Origin of the sequence: Thiopseudomonas denitrificans (assembly GCF_002866065.1) — a bacterium.
Taxonomy (GTDB): Bacteria; Pseudomonadota; Gammaproteobacteria; order Pseudomonadales; family Pseudomonadaceae; genus Thiopseudomonas; species Thiopseudomonas denitrificans.
Map to the genome: position 1 here is coordinate 177,837 of NZ_LNJZ01000008.1, position 18,955 is coordinate 196,791.

At 60.4% G+C, this 18,955-nt stretch carries 18 protein-coding genes; 10 read left to right on the forward strand and 8 right to left on the reverse strand.

The genetic code is table 11. From position 1 onward, the window contains the following. Positions 1 to 70 precede the first annotated feature (70 nt). From AR306_RS08490 to pilG, 3 genes are read right to left on the reverse strand one after another with little or no spacing between them, the layout of a single operon-like run. On the reverse strand, positions 71 to 604 hold the full coding sequence (locus tag AR306_RS08490) for a chemotaxis protein CheW (protein WP_101497141.1): 534 nt from the start codon (positions 602 to 604) through the stop codon (positions 71 to 73). 13 nt (positions 605 to 617) lie between these two features. Further along, on the reverse strand, positions 618 to 980 hold the full coding sequence (gene pilH / locus AR306_RS08495; RefSeq protein ID WP_101497142.1) for a twitching motility response regulator PilH: 363 nt from the start codon (positions 978 to 980) through the stop codon (positions 618 to 620). A gap of 59 nt (positions 981 to 1,039) precedes the next feature. After that, positions 1,040 to 1,444: a twitching motility response regulator PilG gene (gene pilG, locus AR306_RS08500; RefSeq protein WP_101497143.1), complete on the reverse strand. Its 405-nt coding sequence runs from the start codon at positions 1,442 to 1,444 to the stop codon at positions 1,040 to 1,042. A gap of 332 nt (positions 1,445 to 1,776) precedes the next feature. Between pilG and gshB the strand changes: the two genes are divergently transcribed. The 9 genes from gshB (at position 1,777) to AR306_RS08545 (ending at position 10,128) form a co-directional block, all read left to right on the forward strand. Then, entirely contained in the window at positions 1,777 to 2,736 is a 960-nt protein-coding gene (gene gshB / locus AR306_RS08505; RefSeq protein ID WP_101497144.1) for a glutathione synthase, read from the forward strand. Between the two features lie 85 nt (positions 2,737 to 2,821). Next, positions 2,822 to 3,712, forward strand: a complete 891-nt coding sequence (locus AR306_RS08510) for an energy transducer TonB (protein ID WP_101497145.1) — start codon at positions 2,822 to 2,824, stop codon at positions 3,710 to 3,712. A gap of 35 nt (positions 3,713 to 3,747) precedes the next feature. Beyond that, positions 3,748 to 4,311 carry a YqgE/AlgH family protein gene (locus tag AR306_RS08515; RefSeq protein WP_101497146.1) on the forward strand — a complete coding sequence of 188 codons (564 nt, stop codon included), beginning with the start codon at positions 3,748 to 3,750 and terminating at the stop codon, positions 4,309 to 4,311. Then, on the forward strand, positions 4,308 to 4,739 hold the full coding sequence (gene ruvX / locus AR306_RS08520) for a Holliday junction resolvase RuvX (protein ID WP_101497147.1): 432 nt from the start codon (positions 4,308 to 4,310) through the stop codon (positions 4,737 to 4,739). Before AR306_RS08515 ends, ruvX begins: the two co-directional genes overlap by 4 nt. Positions 4,740 to 4,842: 103 nt before the next feature. After that, positions 4,843 to 5,352 carry a bifunctional pyr operon transcriptional regulator/uracil phosphoribosyltransferase PyrR gene (pyrR, locus tag AR306_RS08525; RefSeq protein WP_101497148.1) on the forward strand — a complete coding sequence of 170 codons (510 nt, stop codon included), beginning with the start codon at positions 4,843 to 4,845 and terminating at the stop codon, positions 5,350 to 5,352. Positions 5,353 to 5,426: 74 nt separating this feature from the next. Then, a complete protein-coding gene (locus AR306_RS08530; RefSeq protein WP_101497149.1) occupies positions 5,427 to 6,437 on the forward strand; it encodes an aspartate carbamoyltransferase catalytic subunit in 1,011 nt (336 codons plus the stop codon). After that, positions 6,437 to 7,711: a dihydroorotase gene (locus tag AR306_RS08535; RefSeq protein ID WP_101497150.1), complete on the forward strand. Its 1,275-nt coding sequence runs from the start codon at positions 6,437 to 6,439 to the stop codon at positions 7,709 to 7,711. The genes AR306_RS08530 and AR306_RS08535 overlap by 1 nt, the downstream gene beginning before the upstream one ends. Before the next feature lie 157 nt (positions 7,712 to 7,868). Continuing rightward, positions 7,869 to 8,570: a dethiobiotin synthase gene (bioD, locus tag AR306_RS08540; protein WP_101497151.1), complete on the forward strand. Its 702-nt coding sequence runs from the start codon at positions 7,869 to 7,871 to the stop codon at positions 8,568 to 8,570. A gap of 259 nt (positions 8,571 to 8,829) precedes the next feature. Continuing rightward, positions 8,830 to 10,128, forward strand: a complete 1,299-nt coding sequence (locus tag AR306_RS08545; RefSeq protein ID WP_101497152.1) for an NAD(P)/FAD-dependent oxidoreductase — start codon at positions 8,830 to 8,832, stop codon at positions 10,126 to 10,128. Positions 10,129 to 10,369: 241 nt separating this feature from the next. Here the strand turns inward: AR306_RS08545 and AR306_RS08550 are convergent, their stop codons facing one another. Then, the gene (locus AR306_RS08550; protein ID WP_206167993.1) at positions 10,370 to 11,797 is read right to left on the reverse strand and encodes a cytochrome D1 domain-containing protein; all 1,428 of its coding nucleotides are present in this window, start codon (positions 11,795 to 11,797) and stop codon (positions 10,370 to 10,372) included. A 320-nt stretch (positions 11,798 to 12,117) separates the two neighbouring features. On the opposite strand from AR306_RS08550, the gene AR306_RS08555 reads away from it, so the two are divergent. Beyond that, entirely contained in the window at positions 12,118 to 13,650 is a 1,533-nt protein-coding gene (locus AR306_RS08555; protein WP_166627846.1) for a glycerol-3-phosphate dehydrogenase/oxidase, read from the forward strand. A gap of 72 nt (positions 13,651 to 13,722) precedes the next feature. On the opposite strand, the gene AR306_RS08560 is transcribed toward AR306_RS08555, so the two are convergent. From AR306_RS08560 to AR306_RS08575, 4 genes are all read right to left on the reverse strand, one after another. Next, positions 13,723 to 14,598, reverse strand: coding sequence for an ethylbenzene dehydrogenase-related protein (locus AR306_RS08560; RefSeq protein ID WP_101497303.1), 876 nt, complete (start codon positions 14,596 to 14,598; stop codon positions 13,723 to 13,725). A gap of 34 nt (positions 14,599 to 14,632) precedes the next feature. Continuing rightward, a complete protein-coding gene (locus tag AR306_RS08565) occupies positions 14,633 to 15,247 on the reverse strand; it encodes a NapC/NirT family cytochrome c (RefSeq protein ID WP_166627847.1) in 615 nt (204 codons plus the stop codon). 76 nt (positions 15,248 to 15,323) lie between these two features. Beyond that, a complete protein-coding gene (locus AR306_RS08570) occupies positions 15,324 to 17,015 on the reverse strand; it encodes a cytochrome D1 domain-containing protein (protein ID WP_101497155.1) in 1,692 nt (563 codons plus the stop codon). Positions 17,016 to 17,397: 382 nt separating this feature from the next. Beyond that, complete coding sequence (locus AR306_RS08575) at positions 17,398 to 18,879, reverse strand: esterase/lipase family protein (protein ID WP_101497156.1); 1,482 nt, start codon at positions 18,877 to 18,879, stop codon at positions 17,398 to 17,400. Between the last annotated feature and the right edge of the window lie 76 nt (positions 18,880 to 18,955).

Sequence of the window (18,955 nt, forward strand, 5' to 3'; positions counted from 1 at the left end):
AAGTTTCTAACCATAACGGGGCCGCTGCCGGACCCGCTGCAATGCATGCCTGCGGCCCGCTCCCGGAAGCTCAGGCCACCACATCGAGAAATTCGTCATCCGTGGCCAGCACATGGGGGCTGAACACCACCCAGTCCTGTCCGCGCCGGAATGTGCCATGCACATAAGGCCTGATGCTGTCCGGGATATCGCCTACAGTCTCGTCAAAACAGTCGACATCAAAGTGCTGCATGCCCAGCACCTCATCCACTGTCAGCCCGGCAAACAGCCCGTCACGCTCCACAACCATGACCCGGCGATTCTTGCGGCTATCGGACAGCTGCAACCCGAGAAAGGCCCCCAGGTCCATCACCGGCAGCAGACGGCCACGCACATTGGCCACCCCCATGACCCAGGCCTTGACGCCGGGCAATTGGGTAAAACGCGGCTCCGGCAGGACTTCGCCGACCTCGTCCATCGGTGCCACGTAATGCTGTCCGCCAATCCGGAAACCGATGCCGCTCCAGATTTCACGGTTGTCCTGCTGGGCCGGCAAGCTCGCAGCCTGCTGCCGATAGCGGTTCTCAAGCCCAAGCAGTAACTGGAAAGGATGCGGCTGAATCATGAATGCCCTCTCCCTAGCCAAGCACGTCAGCAAGGGCGCGGACCAGCACGGCCTCTTCCACGGGTTTGGTCAGGTAGCCGCGGGCGCCCTGGCGCTTGCCCCAGACCTTGTCGGTTTCCTGGTCCTTGGTGGTCACGATGATCACCGGTATGTGGCTGGTATCAGGGTCCCGCGTCAATTGTCGCGTTGCCTGGAAACCGTTCAGGCCGGGCATGACAATGTCCATCAATATGGCATCAGGCAATTCTTTTTTGGCCAGTGCCACGCCATCTGCTCCATTGTCGGCCTTGTAGACCTGATGGCCATTCTTCTCAAGCATGGCAGCCAGCTTGTATACCTCGGTTGGCGAGTCATCCACAATCAGTACACGAGCCATTGTTTTCCTCTATTATTCTGTTCTGTGCCGGCCTTGCGGCCAGGCGGGATCAGCCATCATCAGGCATCCGCAGCGGGCACGAAGCCCGGAACATGCACCTTGATGGCACCTATCAGCTCTTCTTTGCTGAACGGCTTGGTCAGATATTGATCAGAGCCGACAATGCGACCCTTCGCCTTGTCAAACAGACCGTCCTTGGATGACAGCATGATGACCGGCGTACTTCTGAATTCACTGTTGTTCTTGATCAGTGCGCACGTCTGATAGCCATCCAGGCGCGGCATCATGATATCGACAAAAATCACGTCAGGCCGGGTATCGGCAATTTTCGCCAGCGCGTCAAAGCCGTCAACCGCCGTAATGACCTCACACCCTACTTTCTTGAGCAGCGTTTCTGCTGTCCGGCGAATCGTCTTGGAATCGTCGATCACCATTACCTTCAAACCGTCTGAGTTCTGTTCCATGTTTACCCTACTCATTGTTGGTGGGTCGCAATAGTTTGCAGCTGTTGGCCGGTCCGGTGCGGCCCGGTTGCAGCCCCGTAACCCGGATACATGCCCGTCATGACCCGGCTCTGGCGACCCGCAGCCAGCCAGTACCGGCTATGCAAATATCATGTAAAACTTGCAAGCAGCACAGGCGAGCGGTCTTTTTAGCATAATATCTGGTTGCAATCCATAAAGCCCTTGTATTCACAAGTCTTTATCCCTGTGTCCGGGCAACCAGGCCCGAACCCGGGGTAGCGCATCAGTCACGACCAACGCATAATGCCGGATATTTGATGGAGAGCATACACATGAGTATTCGCCTTGGCATTGTCATGGATCCTGTTTCCGGCATTTCCTACGCAAAAGACAGCTCGCTGGCCATGCTGTGGGCAGCACAGGACCGCGACTGGGAACTCTACTACATGGAACAGCAGGACCTGTATCAGTCATTGGGCGAAGCCCGCGCCCGCATGCGTCCGCTGCAGGTGCAGCGCAATCCCGACAACTGGTACCGGCTGGACGGCGAACTGGACATGGCACTGGCCGACCTGGACGTGATCCTGATGCGCAAGGACCCGCCATTCGACAACGAATTCCTGTACTGCACGCACCTGCTGGAAATGGCCGAGCAGGCCGGCTGCCTGGTGGTCAACAGGCCGCAAAGCCTGCGCGACTGTAACGAAAAGCTGTTTGCCACGCTGTTTCCGCAACTGACCCCGGGCACCCTGGTCAGCCGTCGTGCCGACATCATTCGCGAGTTCGCCGCAACCCATGACGACATCATCCTCAAGCCGCTCGACGGCATGGGAGGTTCCTCGATTTTCCGCCACCGCAACGGCGACCCCAATCTGTCGGTGATCCTGGAAACCCTCACTGTCCATGGCAGCCAGCAAATCATGGTGCAGCAGTATTTGCCGGCCATCAAGGATGGCGACAAACGCATCCTGATGATCGACGGCGAACCCGTACCCTATTGCCTGGCCCGCATTCCGGCCACAGGCGAGACCCGTGGTAATCTGGCCGCCGGCGGTCGTGGCGTGGCACAACCATTGAGCGACAGTGACCGGCGCATTGCCGAAACGGTCGGCCCTGAACTGCGCAAACGCGGCCTGCTGTTTGTCGGTCTGGACGTAATCGGCGAAAGCCTCACCGAAATCAATGTCACCAGCCCGACCTGCATCCGTGAAATTGACGCTGCCTACGATACCGACATTGCCGGCCAGCTGATGCAAGCCATCGAGCACAAGCTGCAGCAGCGTCGCGGCTAATGGTCTGTTTGTACCGTCCCCGCAATAGTGGACATTTGCCGGGGACCGGTGCAGACTCCGGTCTGCCTTTCAGCCAGCAGATATCATGAACGACAGCTTGCCCCTTTCCCTGCAACCGGACATCCGGCCCCGTGACCGGCTCGGCTTCACCCTGTTGATTGCCGGCCTGCTGCATGCCGCCATCATTCTTGGCGTCGGCTTTGCCGTGGAAGACCTGCCGGCACAAAGCCGCGGCCTGGAAGTGACCCTGGCCAGCTTCGCCAGCGACAGGGCTCCGGACCAGGCCGACTATATCGCCCAGGCCAACCAGCAAGGCAGCGGCACCCTGGAACACGAGGCCGCACCCAGCACCGACCAGCAAGCTGTTGTCCAGGACGAGCAGGTGCACGAGGTCAGTGTGGATAGCACCGTGCAGCCGCCCAGCCCGGTGGATACGCCGGCACCGGTACTGGCAACCCGTCAGCCCAGCCCGCAAAAAGTCCGGCAGACAGAAAAACCGGTACCGGTTCAGGAGCCGCAACGCCAGGCACCGGTCATGGACCGCGAACAACTGGCCGCCGATATTGCCAGCCTGGAAGCCGAGTATGCTCGTGAACGCCAGCAATATGCCAAACGCCCGCGCATCAGCCATCAGCACACTGCCAGCACCCGCCGTGATGTCAGTGCCTGGTATCGTGACGACTGGCGCAAGAAAGTCGAGCGCATCGGCAACCTGAATTATCCGGATGAGGCGCGGCGCAACGGCATTTATGGCAGCCTGCGACTGCTCGTGGTGATCCGCAGCGACGGCAGCATCGACAAGATGGCGGTGCTGGAATCATCCGGCCAGGCAGTCCTGGATCAGGCCGCGCTCAATATTGTGCGCCTGTCCGCCCCGTTTTCGCCTTTTTCCGGCGAACTGGCTGCCCGCTATGACCAGGTGGAAATCATCCGGACCTGGCGTTTTGAGCGTGGCGACCGTCTGTCCAGCCAGTGAGCCAGGCATCACGCAGCTATAAAGGAACCTGTTTCATGACCCATTTCACTTCGCTGGCCGACCATTTCCTGATTGCCATGCCGGCCCTGCAGGATCCTTTTTTTGGCCAGTCGCTGGTCTATCTGTTCGAACACACCCCCGAAGGAGCCATGGGTCTGGTTGTCAACCAGCCAACCGAACTCAGCCTTGCCGACGTACTGGCCCAGCTGCATCCGGAAACGGAACCTGCCGGTCATACCGGCGATATTCCGGTCTATGCCGGCGGCCCGGTACAGACCGAACGCGGGTTCGTCATGCACCCGCCCGGTCAGCGCTACCAGAGCACGGTCGATCTGGGCGCTCTGAGCATCACCAACTCGCAGGACATCCTGGATGCCATCGCAACAGGCAACGGTCCCGGCCAGTACCTGATCGCGCTGGGTTACGCCGGCTGGGGCGCCGGTCAGCTGGAAGACGAACTCAGAAGCAACACCTGGCTCAGCTGCCCCGCCAGCCACACCATCATCTTCGATACGCCCGCCACAGACCGGCGCAGCGCGGCGGCAGCCAGCCTGGGCATCCAGCTGTCGCAGCTCAGCCATCTGGCCGGCAACGCATGAGCAACACCCAACCGCACCTGCTGCTGGGCTTTGATTTCGGCACCCGGCAAATTGGTGTTGCCGTTGGCCAGACCCTGACCCGTGAGGCACGCCCCCTGTGCAACCTGAAGGCCCGTGACGGCATTCCGCAATGGGAACAGATCGAGGCGCTGGTCAGGGAATGGCAACCCGGGGCACTGGTAGTTGGCCTGCCCCTGAACATGGACGGTACAGCCAGTGCCATGAGCGCCCGGGCACAGAAATTCGCCAACCGCCTGCATGGCCGCTTTGGCCTGCCGGTACACACCCATGACGAGCGCTTGACCACCTTTGCCGCCAAAGGCGAACGCCGCCAGCAGGGCAACTTTGCGCGCAATTTCCGTGAGGACCCGGTTGATGCCCTGGCCGCCAGCCTGCTATTGCAGGGCTGGCTCGAAGCACAGCCCTGATCCCATCGCAATACTGCAGCAAATCAATCGCTTCCTGCCATTTTCTGTTAATCTGGCAGCTGATCCCCAGAAGTTTTCTGTCTGTCGTTGCAAGGAGAGTCCCATGTTGCCGCAACCCGCATCCTTGATTGAAGAAATGGCCGCCGGCCTCAACCGTCACCTGGCCGAGCAGGGCATCGAAGAACCACGCTTTGTCGGCATTCACACCGGTGGTGTCTGGGTCGCCAATGCCCTGCTGCAAGCCATGGACCTGGCCGACGAGCCACTGGGCATCCTCAATGTGTCCTTCTATCGTGACGATTTCAGCCGCAAGGGCCTGCATCCGCAGGTACGCCCGTCGCAGCTGCCGTTCGATATCGAGAACCAGCACCTGGTGCTGATCGATGACGTGCTGATGAGCGGCCGCACCATTCGCGCCGCCCTCAACGAACTGTTCGACTATGGCCGTCCGGCCAGCGTGACCCTGGTCTGCCTGCTGGAAATCAACGCCCGCGAGCTGCCGATCCGGCCCGATATTGTCGGCCAGACCCTTTCCCTGCCGCAAAACCAGCGGGTAAAATTGACCGGACCCGAGCCGCTGGCCATCGAGCTGCGCGAACTCGATCCACAGTAACATCCGGCAGGGTGGCCACCGGGCCGCCCTGCCGGTGTTCCGGCATCTGCTCCAGCTGACATGAGAACCACCCGATGACTCCCGCCTGCCCCCTGCAACTCAATGATCACGGGCGCTTGCGCCACTTCCTCTCCCTTGACGGCCTGCCCCGCGAGCTGCTGACAGAAATCCTTGATACGGCCGACTCCTTCCTTGAGGTCGGTGCCCGTGCAGTGAAAAAAGTCCCCCTGATGCGCGGCATGACGGTGTGCAACGTGTTCTTCGAGAATTCGACACGCACCCGTACCACCTTCGAACTGGCCGCCAAGCGCCTGTCGGCAGACGTGATCACCCTGAACGTGTCAACCTCCTCGACCAGCAAGGGCGAAACCCTGACCGACACCTTGCGCACCCTGGAAGCCATGGCCGCCGACATGTTCGTCATGCGCCACGCCGACTCCGGCGCCGCCCACTTCGTTGCCGAGCATGTCAGCCCCAATGTCGCGATCATCAACGGCGGTGACGGCCGTCACGCACACCCGACCCAGGGCATGCTCGACATGCTGACCATCCGTCGTCACAAAGGCGACTTCAGCCAGCTGAAAGTGGCGATTGTCGGCGACATCCTGCACTCACGGGTGGCACGCTCCAACATGATCGCGCTGAAAACTCTGGGTTGCCCGGATATCCGCGTGATCGCGCCCAAGACCCTGCTGCCGGTCGGGCTGGAGCAATACGGCGTCAATGTCTACCACAATATCGAGCAGGGCCTGAAGGATGTCGATGTGGTCATCATGCTGCGCCTGCAGCGCGAGCGCATGCGCTCCGGCCTGCTGCCCAGCGAGAGCGAGTTTTACCGCTTGTTCGGCCTCAGCGAACAGCGCGTGGCGCTGGCCCATCCCGAAGCCATCGTCATGCACCCGGGCCCGATCAACCGAGGGGTCGAGATCGACTCCAGCGTCGCCGACAGCCCGCGTGCCATGATCCTCAACCAGGTGACCTACGGCATTGCCGTGCGCATGGCGGTACTGTCCATGACCATGAGCGGACAGAACGAGCAGCGTCAGCTCGACGCAGAAAAATCCGCACAGCAGGAGGCCCGCTAATGCGTATTCAAATCAGTGGTGCACGCCTGCTGGACCCTGCCAGCCAGTTTGACCAGACATGCGACATTTTCATCGAGGGCGGCAAAATTGCCGCATTGGGCGACAAGCCGTCCGGTTTTTCGGTCGAGCAGCTGATTGATGCCCGCGGCCTGATCGCCATTCCCGGTCTGGTCGATATCAACGCCTCCCTGCGCGAACCCGGCTACGGCCGCAAGGGCACCATCGCCAGCGAAACCCGCGCCGCGGCGGCTGGCGGCGTCACCAGCCTGTGTTGTACGCCCTTCACCAAGCCGGTACTGGACACGCCCGCCGTGGCCGAGCTGATTCTGGATCAGGCCCGTGACCATGGTGCTGCCCGGGTATATCCGCTCGGTGCCTTTACCCAGGGGCTGGCCGGCGACAACCTCGCCGAACTGGTCACCCTGCGTGACGCCGGTTGTGTCGCCTTCACTAACGGGCTGGTACCTTTTGCCAACAACCGCCTGCTGCGCCATGCCCTGGAGTATGCCGCCACGTTTGACCTGACCGTGATTTTCCAGCCCCAGGACCGCGACCTGGCCGAGGGCGGTATTGCCCACGAGGGCGCGGCAGCCAGTTTCCGCGGTCTGGGCGGTATTCCGGAAACCGCCGAAACCGTGGCCCTGTCCCGCGACCTGCTGCTGGTGGAACAAAGCGGTGTCCGCGCCCACTTCAGCCAGATTACCACCGCCCGTGGCGCCCGCCTGATTGCCAAGGCCCAGCAGCGTGGCCTGCCGGTCACCGCCGACGTGGCGATGTACCAGCTGATCCTCACCGATGAAGCCCTGCTGGATTTTTCCAGCCTGTACCATGTCCAGCCGCCGCTGCGCTCGCTGGAAGACCGTGAAGGATTGCGCGAGGCGGTACGCAGCGGCGTCATCAGTGCCATTGCCAGCCATCACCAGCCCCACGAGGTTGACGCCAAACAGGACCCCTTTGCCGCCACCGAGCCGGGCATCAGCAGCATCGAGCTGCTACTGCCGCTGGCCATGAGCCTGGTACAGGAGGGCGTGCTCGATCTGCCGGCCGCCATCGAACGCCTGACCAGCGGCCCGGCCCGCGCCATGCGGCTGGGCGCCGGCAGCCTGAGCATTGGTGCCCGTGCCGATCTGGTGCTGTTTGACCCCGACGGTCAAACAGTGGCCGGAGACAACTGGCTGTCCAGAGGCGGCAACTGCCCATTCATTGGCCACTGCCTGCCGGGGCGGGTACGTTATACCATGCTCAACGGCCGCATCAGCTTCCGCCAGGATTGACAGCGGAGCCTGCACAACGGCATGAACTTCCGCTCCGCACAAACACTCCGCCCTTGCGGCTGTACGCAAGGGCGGCACACGTTGACACACGCCTGCCCGTTGCCCTCAATTCGTTATTGGTCGCTCGCCCCCGACCGGAGCCTCCTGTAGAAATACCATGGATACCACCCGTCCCCCGGCTTTTTTTGTCACCGCCACCGATACCGATGCCGGCAAAACCACGATATCGGCCGGCCTGCTGGCCGCAGCCCGCCAGCGCGGGCTCAGCACACTGGCCTGCAAACCGGTGGCATCCGGCTCGCAGCACACCAGTGACGGACTGCGCAACGATGACGCCCTCTGGCTGGCCAGCCAGTGCAGCATCCAGGTGCCCTATGCACACATCAACCCGCATGCCTTCGCACCAGCCATTGCCCCGCACCTGGCAGCAGCCAGTGCGGGCGTCCGCCTGGACGGCCGGGAGCTGCTGGCGGATGTCCGGCGCATCCTGGCACACCACGCCGGCCTGACCCTGATCGAAGGAGCCGGTGGCTGGCGCGTCCCCCTCAACGCCGATGAGACCCTGGCTGATCTTGCCATCGCCCTGCAACTGCCGGTGATTCTGGTGGTCGGCATCAAGCTGGGCTGCATCAATCATGCCCTGCTCAGTGCCGAAGCCGTGCTCCGCGACGGCTTGACACTGGCCGGCTGGGTCGCCAACTGCACCGATCCGCACATGGCTTGCCAGGCCGACAATATACACACACTGCAGCAGTGGATGCCGGCCCCCTGCCTTGGCGTCATTCCCCACTTGCAATCCACACAACCTGCGGCCCTGGTTCCGCATCTGGAGCCAGCCCTGGCCACCCTGCTGGCATAAATGACTGCGACCAAAACAGCACCCTGCAACTGACAAAGTACAGTGGCAGCCAATGCGCCCGGCTCCCATGCTGGCCCCTGGTCATCAGTACGCCAGCATGCCAGAAGCCCGACTCGCCATCCGGCCCGGGAGTACAGAACACATGGCCGTGCCACCGGCAACAGGCCCCGTGACGGTACCCGGACCAGCCAGGCATTTGTATCCGCTGCCGGCGCAGGCACAAGTCCGCTAACTGCTTTCACGCTAAAAGGAGAAACCCATGCAACATCACATCGTCATTGTTGGCGGCGGAGCCGGCGGCCTTGAGCTGGCCACCCGTCTCGGTCGCAGCCTGGGCAAGCGCAAGCGCGCACGCATCACCCTGGTCGACGTCAACCTCACCCACATCTGGAAACCGCTGCTGCACGAAGTGGCCGCCGGCTCGCTCAACACCACCGACAACGAACTGAATTATCTGGCCCAGGCCAAGTGGAACCACTTCGACTTCCAGCTCGGCCGCCTGGCCGGCCTTGACCGCAGCGCCAAAACCATCCGGCTGGCCGCCACCCTGGATAACAAGGGGGTTGAGCTGGTACCGGCCCGCAGCATCAGTTATGACAGCCTGGTGATTGCCGTCGGCAGCCTGACCAACGATTTCGGTACCACCGGTGCCAGCGAGCATTGCATCTTTCTCGATTGCCTGCAGAATGCGCAGCATTTTCACCAGCGCCTGCTCGGTGAATACCTCAGCGCCCACGCCCGCGAGGATGACAACGAGCAGGTCAGCGTGGCCATCGTCGGTGCCGGTGCCACCGGTGTGGAGCTGGCCGCCGAGTTGCGCAATGCGGCCAAGATGCTGTCAGACTACGGACTTGACCACATCCGCCCGGAAAACATGCACATCAGCATCCTGGAAGCCGGTCCCCGCATCCTGCCGGCACTGTCCGAGAGCCTAGCGACCACCGTGCACCAGGAGCTGCTCAAGCTCGGCGTCAAGGTGCGGCTGGGAGCGCAGGTCAAGGAAGTCACTGCCGAGGGTTTTGTCACTGCCGAGGGCGAGCTGATTCCGGCCACCCTCAAGGTCTGGGCTGCCGGTGTGCGTGCCCCCGCCTTCCTGCGCGAACTGGACGGACTGGAAACCAACCGCATCAATCAGCTGGTGGTGGAAACCACTTTGCAGACGACTCTGGACCCAAGCATTTTTGCCATGGGCGACTGTGCCGCCTGCCCGCTGGAGCCGGGCAGCGAACGCAACGTGCCACCCCGGGCGCAAAGTGCGCACCAGCAAGCCGATTTGCTGGCCAGATCCCTTGTCCTGCGCCTGCAGGGCAAGCCCCTGCCCCATTACCAGTACCGGGACTACGGCTCGCTGGTCTCGCTGTCCAGCTTCACCGCCGTGGGCAACCTGATGGGCGGCCTGATGCGCAACGTCAATCTGGAGGGCTGGATGGCGCGCATGTTCTACATCTCGTTGTACCGCATGCACCAGATGGTACTGTATGGCCGCTTCCGCACGCTGTTGCTGATGCTCAGTGACCGCATCGGCAAGCGCACCCATCCAAAAATGAAGCTGCACTGACAGCAGCTGTTGTGCCGCAAAAGCGGCAAGCTCGCCTGCTTGCGGACAGGCCACCTCGCCTGTCCGCTGCCATCACCCGTCTAGTGGCCTGTACGACTAATTCCATTAGTCAATTTCGGCGTCTGAGGCTCCGATGCTGCGTTGCTGTTCCTCGCCATAGCCCCGCTATGGCTCGTCACAGCGCCTTGCCTCGAAACCTCAGCCATCCGAACTTGAGTTAACGAACTAGCCGTTCAGGCCACTAGTGCGAGGTCCCCTCGGCGAAGTTGATCTTGTTGTACACATTGTACTTGCCGGATGGCAGGTTCATCGGAATGCGCTTGACCTCTTCCAGCGTGTCCGAGTTGTACACGATCAGCGCACCCTCCTTGTCCCAGACACTCAGGATCAGGTGGCTACCGTCCTTGCTGAACTCGACGTGTGCGGCATTCTTGCCCGGCATCGGCCGCAGGGTCCTGACCACTTCCAGCGTCTGCTTGTCGATGACGTGTACCGCTTCGTTGTTGGGCCCGAAGAACACGTCGGTCCAGGCATACTTCGAGTTGGCATGGCTGCGCATGAAGAACCCCGGACCCTCGGTGGGAATTTCCTTGATCAGTTGCCAGCTGGACATGTCCAGCACCGAGATCAGCCCCTGGCTGATGTTGGGAGTGGCGAACACCCACTGGTCGCCGCGCTGCCAGTAGATGCCGGACCCCAGGTGCGGCATGCCGGGCAGGGGGATTTCACTGACAGTCTTGCCCAGCTCCATGTCGACCACCTGTCCGCCTTTGGCCTTGCGCGAGGTGGCGAGCAGGTAGCGGTAGTCCGGCGTGAAGGAAAAATCATCCAGGAAGTCATCGGCCAGAATGCGGCGCGGCTCAAAGCCGGGATTGTCCAGATAGGGAAACTCCCAGACCTCGCGCGTATCCTTGAGCGCCACGACAAAGCTGTCCCGTGGCGGCGCCGTATACACCGCACTGACCCGCGACGGCTTGCCGTCCTGGCCAATCACCGGGATCTCCTTGACGAAGCTCAGGTCATGCGCATCCAGAATCACCAGGCTACCGGGCAGATAGTTGCCGACCATCACCCATTTGCCGTCATTGCTCACTGCCAGATTGCGGGTATTGAGGGCCACCCGGACCTCGCCGACCATGGTCAGGTTGTGGATGTCATACTTGCTGACCCAGCCATCGCGGGAGGCGAAATAAACGAAACGCCCGTCCGGCGAGAACTTGGGCCCGCCATGCAGGGCAAAGTGGCTCTGGAAGCGGTCCACCGGCTCAAACTCGTCACCGTCGAGAATGGTGACATGGTGATCACCCGCCTCGACCACGACAAACAGGTTCATCGGGTCGGAGCCATGCTGCGGCGTATCCGGCAGCTGCCCGGGGTCAACGAACAATTTATGGGTGGCCCTGGTATCGGCTTCCGTCCAGGTCGGCGCAACATCGGCTGGCGTGTACAGATACTCGACCAGCTGTGCAACCTTGTCACTGCCCAGTACATCCTGATAACCGATCATCTGACTGGCCGGGCGGCCATTGGCAACCACGTCAATCGCCTGCGGCTTTTTCAGCCGGCCGAGGCTTTCGGGCAGCAACGCCGGGCCAAGCCCGCCAATACGCTGCTCGCCATGACATACCGCACAGTGCTCCTGATAAAGCGCATCAGCCTCTTCATCCATGGCCCTAACCTGGGTGATGGACAAAGCCAGCAGCGTAGCGGCAAAACCGGACAACAGCACTTTTCTGGACATGGGATTTTCTCCAACCGTATTTTGGGCTCAAGGTAGACGATTACACTGTTCACTGCCTTGATATGGATTGGCTAAAGGCCAATTTTTGCAAGCTGATTGATCTGCCGGCACTCCCGGCATCCGGTCCAGCGGGCAAAGCCCGGCGGCCACGCTGCACGAAGCCTGTACAGCAGTGTTGCCGAGACTCATACTTCATGCCATGCACACCGGCGCTACAAGGTGTGCACCCGGACACAGGATACCAGCCCATGCCAGAACTTTGCCGCAACCAGCACCTGAAGCGACTCGGCGAACAGGAGTTCGACCTGCTGGTCATCGGTGGTGGTGCCACCGGCGCAGGCATTGCTCTGGATGCCGCCAGTCGTGGCCTGTCGGTGGCACTGGTCGAGCGTGGCGACTTTGTCAGCGGCACTTCCAGCCGCTCCAGCAAGCTGGTCCATGGCGGCGTGCGCTACCTTAAAGCCGCCATCACCCGGCTCGACCCGGCCCAGTGGCGGCTGGTGCGTGAAGCCCTGCGTGAACGGGCCACCCTTCTCTCTATCGCCCCTCACCTGGTCTATCCGCTGCGCACACTAGTACCGGCGCGCAGCTGGTATCAGCTGTTCAGGCACCGCTGCGGACTCTGGCTGTATGACCGTGCGGCCGGACAAGCGCTGATCGCCCCCAGTACACGCGTGTCGCGCCAGCAGATGCTGGCCTCCTTTCCACACCTTGACAGTACCGGCCTGAAAGGAGGCATCGCCTATTACGATGCCGGCTTCGATGATGCCCGCATGGCCATTACTGTGCTGCTGACCGCTGAACGTCAAGGTGCGGTGATTGCCAACTACATGGAGGTCAAAGGCTTTGAAGAAGCCAGTGGCCGCCTGTGCGCGGCACATGCAATCAACCGGCTGGGTGGCAGCCGCCATACCGTCAGGGCTCGCGCCATCATCAACGCCACCGGCCCGCACAGCGACCGCCTGCGACAGCTGGAGCAACCCGGCAGCAAACCGCATCTGACCCTCAGCCGTGGCAGCCATCTGGTGCTGGACAAAAGCTGGACACCTGCCAGCGACGCCCTGTTGATTCCGGCCACCAGCGACGGCCGCGTGCTGTTCGTTCTGCCCTGGCAGGAACACACCCTGGTCGGCACCACCGATGTGCAGGTCACCCTGCAGGATGACCTGCAGCCCGGCCACGATGAGGAACAGTATCTGCTGCAGCACCTGCGCCAGTGGTTCACTACAGATATCAGTGAAAACGACATTCTGGCCCGCTGGGCCGGGTTGCGTCCGCTGGTCGCCGCAACCGGAACAGACACGGCAGGAATCGTGCGCGAACATCTGATAGAGACCGACCGCAAGGGCCTGATCAGCGTGCTGGGCGGCAAATGGACCACCTACCGGAAAATGGCCGAAGAGGCCGTTGACCAGGCTATCGTCACGGCCGGACTCAAACCCTCCGGTCCCTGCGTGACAGCTGCACTTAAGCTTCTGGGTGCCGGCGGCTTCACCCCGGATCTGGCCGGACAACTGGCTCTCGAATTCAGGCTGGACAAGGATATTGCCCGGCACCTGGCACAAGCCTATGGCGGACTGGCCCGAAAGCTTCTGGAGCACGCCGGCCGACAGGGCTGCGAGCGCTTGCTGGCTGGTCATCCTTATATACGCGGAGAAATCGACTGGGCCCGCCGCCATGAAATGGCAATGACAACGGAAGACATCCTGTACAGGCGCCTGCGCATCGGCTTTCTCGACGCGCAAGCTGCCGGCCGGCTCGCAGCCGACCCGTTGCTGTAACCGCCCGTCAGTAAAGGCCGGAAACAACTGTAGCCCGCAAGCGGGCTACAGTATCAGTGCTGCCAGAAAGAATTACTGCTTTTTGGCAACGATATCCGCATCCGCATCGATACCCAGGCTGTAGCCCAGGGATACATGGTGGAAACGGCCTTCAGCGTTGTCATCGTGAATGGCGAAGCCGAAGTTGTAGGTATTGCCGGATTTCAGGGCAACGTCACCCTCGCCACCGGTCAGTTTGCGGGTGAAGACCACACTCCAGTTGCCGTCTTCCAGCTTGCCTTCAGCAGCGACCAGCGCCTGGCCGCCTTCCATCACGCGCTTGTCGGCAACATGGCCGTCATAGGCCTTGTTCTCGCCACTGCGCCACTGGTTGAGGTCATAGTAGACACCGTTGGCCAGTGAACCATCCTTGACGTACTTGGTCTTGCCGTCGGTGCCGTCCGGCATGGTGCGGGCATCACCGTGGCAGCTGCCCCAGCAACCACCCTGTTCGGCCAGCTCAACCTTGCCGCCATCTTCCAGCATGTAGGCAATCTTGACCGGGTTGGCCTCGTCCATCTTGGGTGCGCCCGAAGCTTCCGGCTGCTTCCAGGTGAAGCGCAAATACAGGTTTTCACCGTCATGTGCAGCCTGAACCTTGGCGTTGATGAAGGCGGCCTTGCCTGGAATCGGCGTCGGCTCGATCTTGCCGCCGCTGACAATCAGCCGGCCCATGTCGCCAATTTCTTCCGAGTGGCAACTTGTGCAGGATTCACCACGCTTGAGGACACGGGCACCTCCGTGGGACGGTCCGCGCATGATCCATTCGACCGGTGACACACCCGGATACAGCAGATCAACATTGGTCGCCGCGACCTTGCTCCAGTCTGCCGGAGCAGCAGCCAGCGCGCTTCCAGTGGCAAGAGCAAATACAGCACTGGCAACGCCAGTCATCATCATTTTTTTCATCATTGCTTACTCTCCAGTTGATTGGCCGGGATGTCTAATCCCAATCTTCGTCCGTCATGTCTTCCGGCAGGTGGTGGGCAATGCCCTTGTGGCAGTCGATACAGGTCATGTTGTCTTCCATGGCCATCTCATGCTGCACGCTGGCACGTTTTTTCTGCTTTTCGGTATCCATGCTGTCGAAGTTGTGACAGTTGCGGCATTCGCGGGAGTCGGAGTTTTTCATCCGTTTCCACTCGCTGCGTGCCAGGGTCAAACGCTTGGCCTCGAACTTCTCGCGTGTATCAATGGTGCCGACCATCTTGCCCCACAGCTCGCGGGATGCCTGGATTTTGCGCACCATCTTGTATCCCCACTCCTTGGGCACATGGCAATCAGGACAGGTTGCACGCACGCCGGTCCGGTTCGAATAGTGGATGGTTTCCTTGTATTCCGGGTATACGTTATCGCGCATCTCGTGACACGAAATGCAGAATTCTTCAGTGTTGGTCAACTCCAGGGCCGTGTTGAAACCACCCCAGAAAATGATGCCGGCCACAAATCCGACCAACAGGAGGCTGGCAAGGGAATAATGGACACTTGGACGACGCAGGGCAGCAATCAGGCCGGAAAGGCCCCTGGCTCCTGTGTTACTGCTGTCTTGTTCTGCCATTGGTGTATTCCTTCTTCGCTCCGCCCCGCCCCGCAACATGCGGGACGGGGGGAATTTAGCAGTTCACAGGTACTGACTAGTACACGTCATTCATTGTGTTGAAGACGTTGAACTTGCCAGTCGGAGTGATGACCTCTGGGCTGGTGATCACAGTCTTGACCTTCAGCGTCTTGTCGTCATAGACAACAATCGCGGACTGGTCAGCCTTGCCACCCCACAGGGAGATCCAGACTTCGTCACCGGCCTTGTTGTACTCAGGCTGTACAGCGCGGCGGATGGCGTCGCCCTGTGGCAGACCGGAGTCCTTGCCCACGTTCAGAACACGAGGTGCCTTGGTCAGGTCGTTCATGTCGAAGACGTAAACGGACTCGGCGATTTCACGCTCTGGGTTCATCGGGGCATCGGCCCAGAAGTTGGTGGATTTCGGGTGGGTCTTGACGAACAGGTTGCCCGCACCCGGCATCTTCAGCTCCTGAACCACTTTCCAGTTGTGCTCCTTGTACTTCTTGAACTTCTTGTCATCGTTCGGGGTGGAAATCAGGGAAACAACATCGTCCCCCAGGTGACCGGTTGCCCAGACGGGACCGAACTGGGGGTGGACAAAGTTGGCACCACGCCCCGGGTGAGGGATCTTGGCAGTGTCAATGAGCGCAGCCAGCTTACCGGTCTTGGTGTCAACCGCAGCCACCTGGTTGGAGGCGTTGGCGGCAACCAGGAAGTAACGGTGGGACATGTCCCAACCACCGTCATGCAGGAACTTGGACGATGCAATGGTGGTGGTCTTCAGGTTGTCGAGGTCAGTGTAGTCAACCAGCAGGATCTGACCGGTTTCCTTGACGCTCACTACCCACTCAGGCTTCTCCGGGTTGGCTACGATGGAAGCAACACGCGGCTCCGGGTGGTAGTCGCCGTCGATGGTCTGGCCACGGGTGGAGACAACCTTGATCGGCTCCAGGGTCAGGCCGTCTACGATACCGTACTGTGGTGGCCAGTAGGTACCACCGATCAGGTACTTGTCTTCGTAGCCCTTGTACTTGGATACGTCAACCGAACGCATGTCGGAACCGAAACGAACGGTAGCAACAGTCATCGGCTCTTCAGGCCACAGGTCGATGATGGTGGTCAGACCGTCACGACCGGTGGTGTAGACGTAACGACCGGAAGCGGACATGCGGGAAATGTGTACCGCGTAACCACTTTCCAGAATTTTCCAGATCTTGTGGGTATCACCATCGATCAGGGCCAGCTTGCCCGCGTCACGCAGGGTTACTGCGAATACGTTGCTCAGGTTGATGTTGTTCATCTGCTTGGTTGGACGGTCTTCAACCGGAACAATCAGGTTCCAGCTGTCTTTCATGTCCTGCAGGGAGAACTCGGGTGGTACTGGTGGCTCGTGCTGTACGTAGCGGGCCATCATGTTGATTTCTTCAGGGGTCAGGATGTCGTCATAGTTGACCATCCCGCCTTCGGTACCGTAAGCGATGATGTTTTCCAGACGCTTGGTACCCAGACGCAGCGTACCGCCTTCAATCTTGGTGCCGTCTTCCAGAGTCTGGGTGAAACGTGGCTCAAGGTTCTTACCGGTTGCGCCCTTACGCAGAACACCGTGACAACCTGCACAGCGCTCGAAATAAATCAGTTTTGCAGCTTCTTTCTCTGCATCGGTCATGGCCGGCGCTTCGTTGGCACTGGCGTGGGATACAGCTAGGCCCAGCAGTGAGAAAGCGGCGACGAAGCCGGCTTTGGAAATTTTACCAGCGATAGTCATACGATCTTTCCTTGGAAGCAGCTTGGCTTCTTCAGAGTATTTAGAAGGATGGTTATTTGGCATTTTGGTTCACTCCCTAGACAGAGGCTCAGGTGTTTTCTTAATGCTGACTTAATACTAGTCTGACCGAAACATCGAGATACATGATTACAATCAAGATCTCGCCGAACCGCCAACAGCTTTTTTTATCGTGTCAGCCCGGGAGTGAGGCCGGGCAACCGTATGGCTGCCCACGGAGGGAAAAACATGCTGGTCCGGATCAAGACACCGCACCTGCATGCACTGTAAATACTGCTATGTCGATCCTTGTGCGACAAGCATACGCACCCATTAGATGAGCAAGACATGATCTATCTCATAAAAAGAGCTTATCAATGTGCCTTTACCGGTCCTGCACTTGCAAATACAGATGGCCACGAAAACCTTTACCTGATGCCAGCGGAATCAGGTAGCCGTCCCGCAGGCGTTCGGCAAGCACTCCTGTGCCCTCGCTCCAGCGCTCGTCGGCACTGAGATGGCGCAGGTTGAAGCCGTCCGGAGCACGGGTCAGCCGCAGGGTCAGGGTATCCCGGAACAGGTACTCGCCCTCGACATGACTCTTCCACAGTCTGGAATCAATCGTGTAGCCGGTGGCAGATACCGCCAGCTCCAGATTGAACACCAGGGTCCGGCCCTGGGTGATTTTCTTGCTATCCAGGAAGGCGGAAAACAGCACCGGAGAGCGCGGTGCGCTTTCACCGGCATTTTCCGGCTTGAGCAGCTCATCATAACTGCGCAAGACGGCGCTGAAGGTTTCCCGTCGGCGCTCGCTCAGGCGTACGCTGAAAGCACCACGCGGCACCACGACCGCCTCGAAGTAATAAGAGGCCCGCACGGCGCTGCCGGCATCCTTGGCTTTTTGTACCGAAGGCGGCAACGGCAAGGCTTCGACCTCCAGCCGGCCGTCAACCCGTACATCGCCAAACAGGAAACGCACCAGATTCTGGTAGCCCTCTTCCGAATTGACCACGCCATGGGGACCACTGTGGCTACGGTAGGCAAAGGCCCTGGGCGCACCTGCCACCGTTGCATTTTCTATACTCACCAGCCCGTCACTCATCTCGCCGGCCAGCTTTCTCGAGATGCCGGCCGCCGCCGCATAGTCCTGGCTGTTGGTGCCCACGAAACAGAAAAAGCGCTGCGGATCGAAAGCGCCATTGAGCGAGTCGACGCGCCCGGGCTTGCCGGGCAAACCCAGGTATTCGGCAATCTTCTGGCGGTTGAAGTTGTTGATGTCCCACAGCCCGAGGAAGGCCGGAACATTGATGCCCGCCATCTCGATGCCGTTATGGGGCGTTGCATAGGTGAAGACCTTGTCGACCAATTGCCGGTCGGCTACATCGCTGATGGCATCATTTTGCAGGAACGCACGCACCACCAACCCGCCCATGGAGTGCGCAACCAGATGTACCCGGAACTGCTCACGCTGTTCCGCATCATTGCCGCACACCCTCTCCCTGACCCGGTACACCAGCTCTTTCAGCCCCCGCGCTGCCTCGACAAGCGTAGGTCGGCGATCGCCACCCAGATCCGGGTCGGCCTGTTCATAATAACGATAGATGACCACGCTTCTGGCCGGCAGCTGCGCATCCTGTTCCGTGCCGTCACAGAAACTGTCCTGATAGCCGTAGTCCTTCATCAGCCGGATCAGCGGCGATTCGAAGATGTGCCTTTGTACTTTCTTGTCCCAGGATTGACGGATCTTGGTCGATCCCAGGTTGAACCCCATATAGGGCGAGGACGTTGCGTCATCAATCTCGCCCTGGGTCATGGCGTAACCACGTACATAGATGATCGGGTAGAAAGGTGCGACTCGAGTTGCCATGGCAAGCCTCCTGCACAAACCCTGTGCCTCGACGGGATGACCGGGGCTGCAGGACAGCCCCGCCTGATGCAAGCAT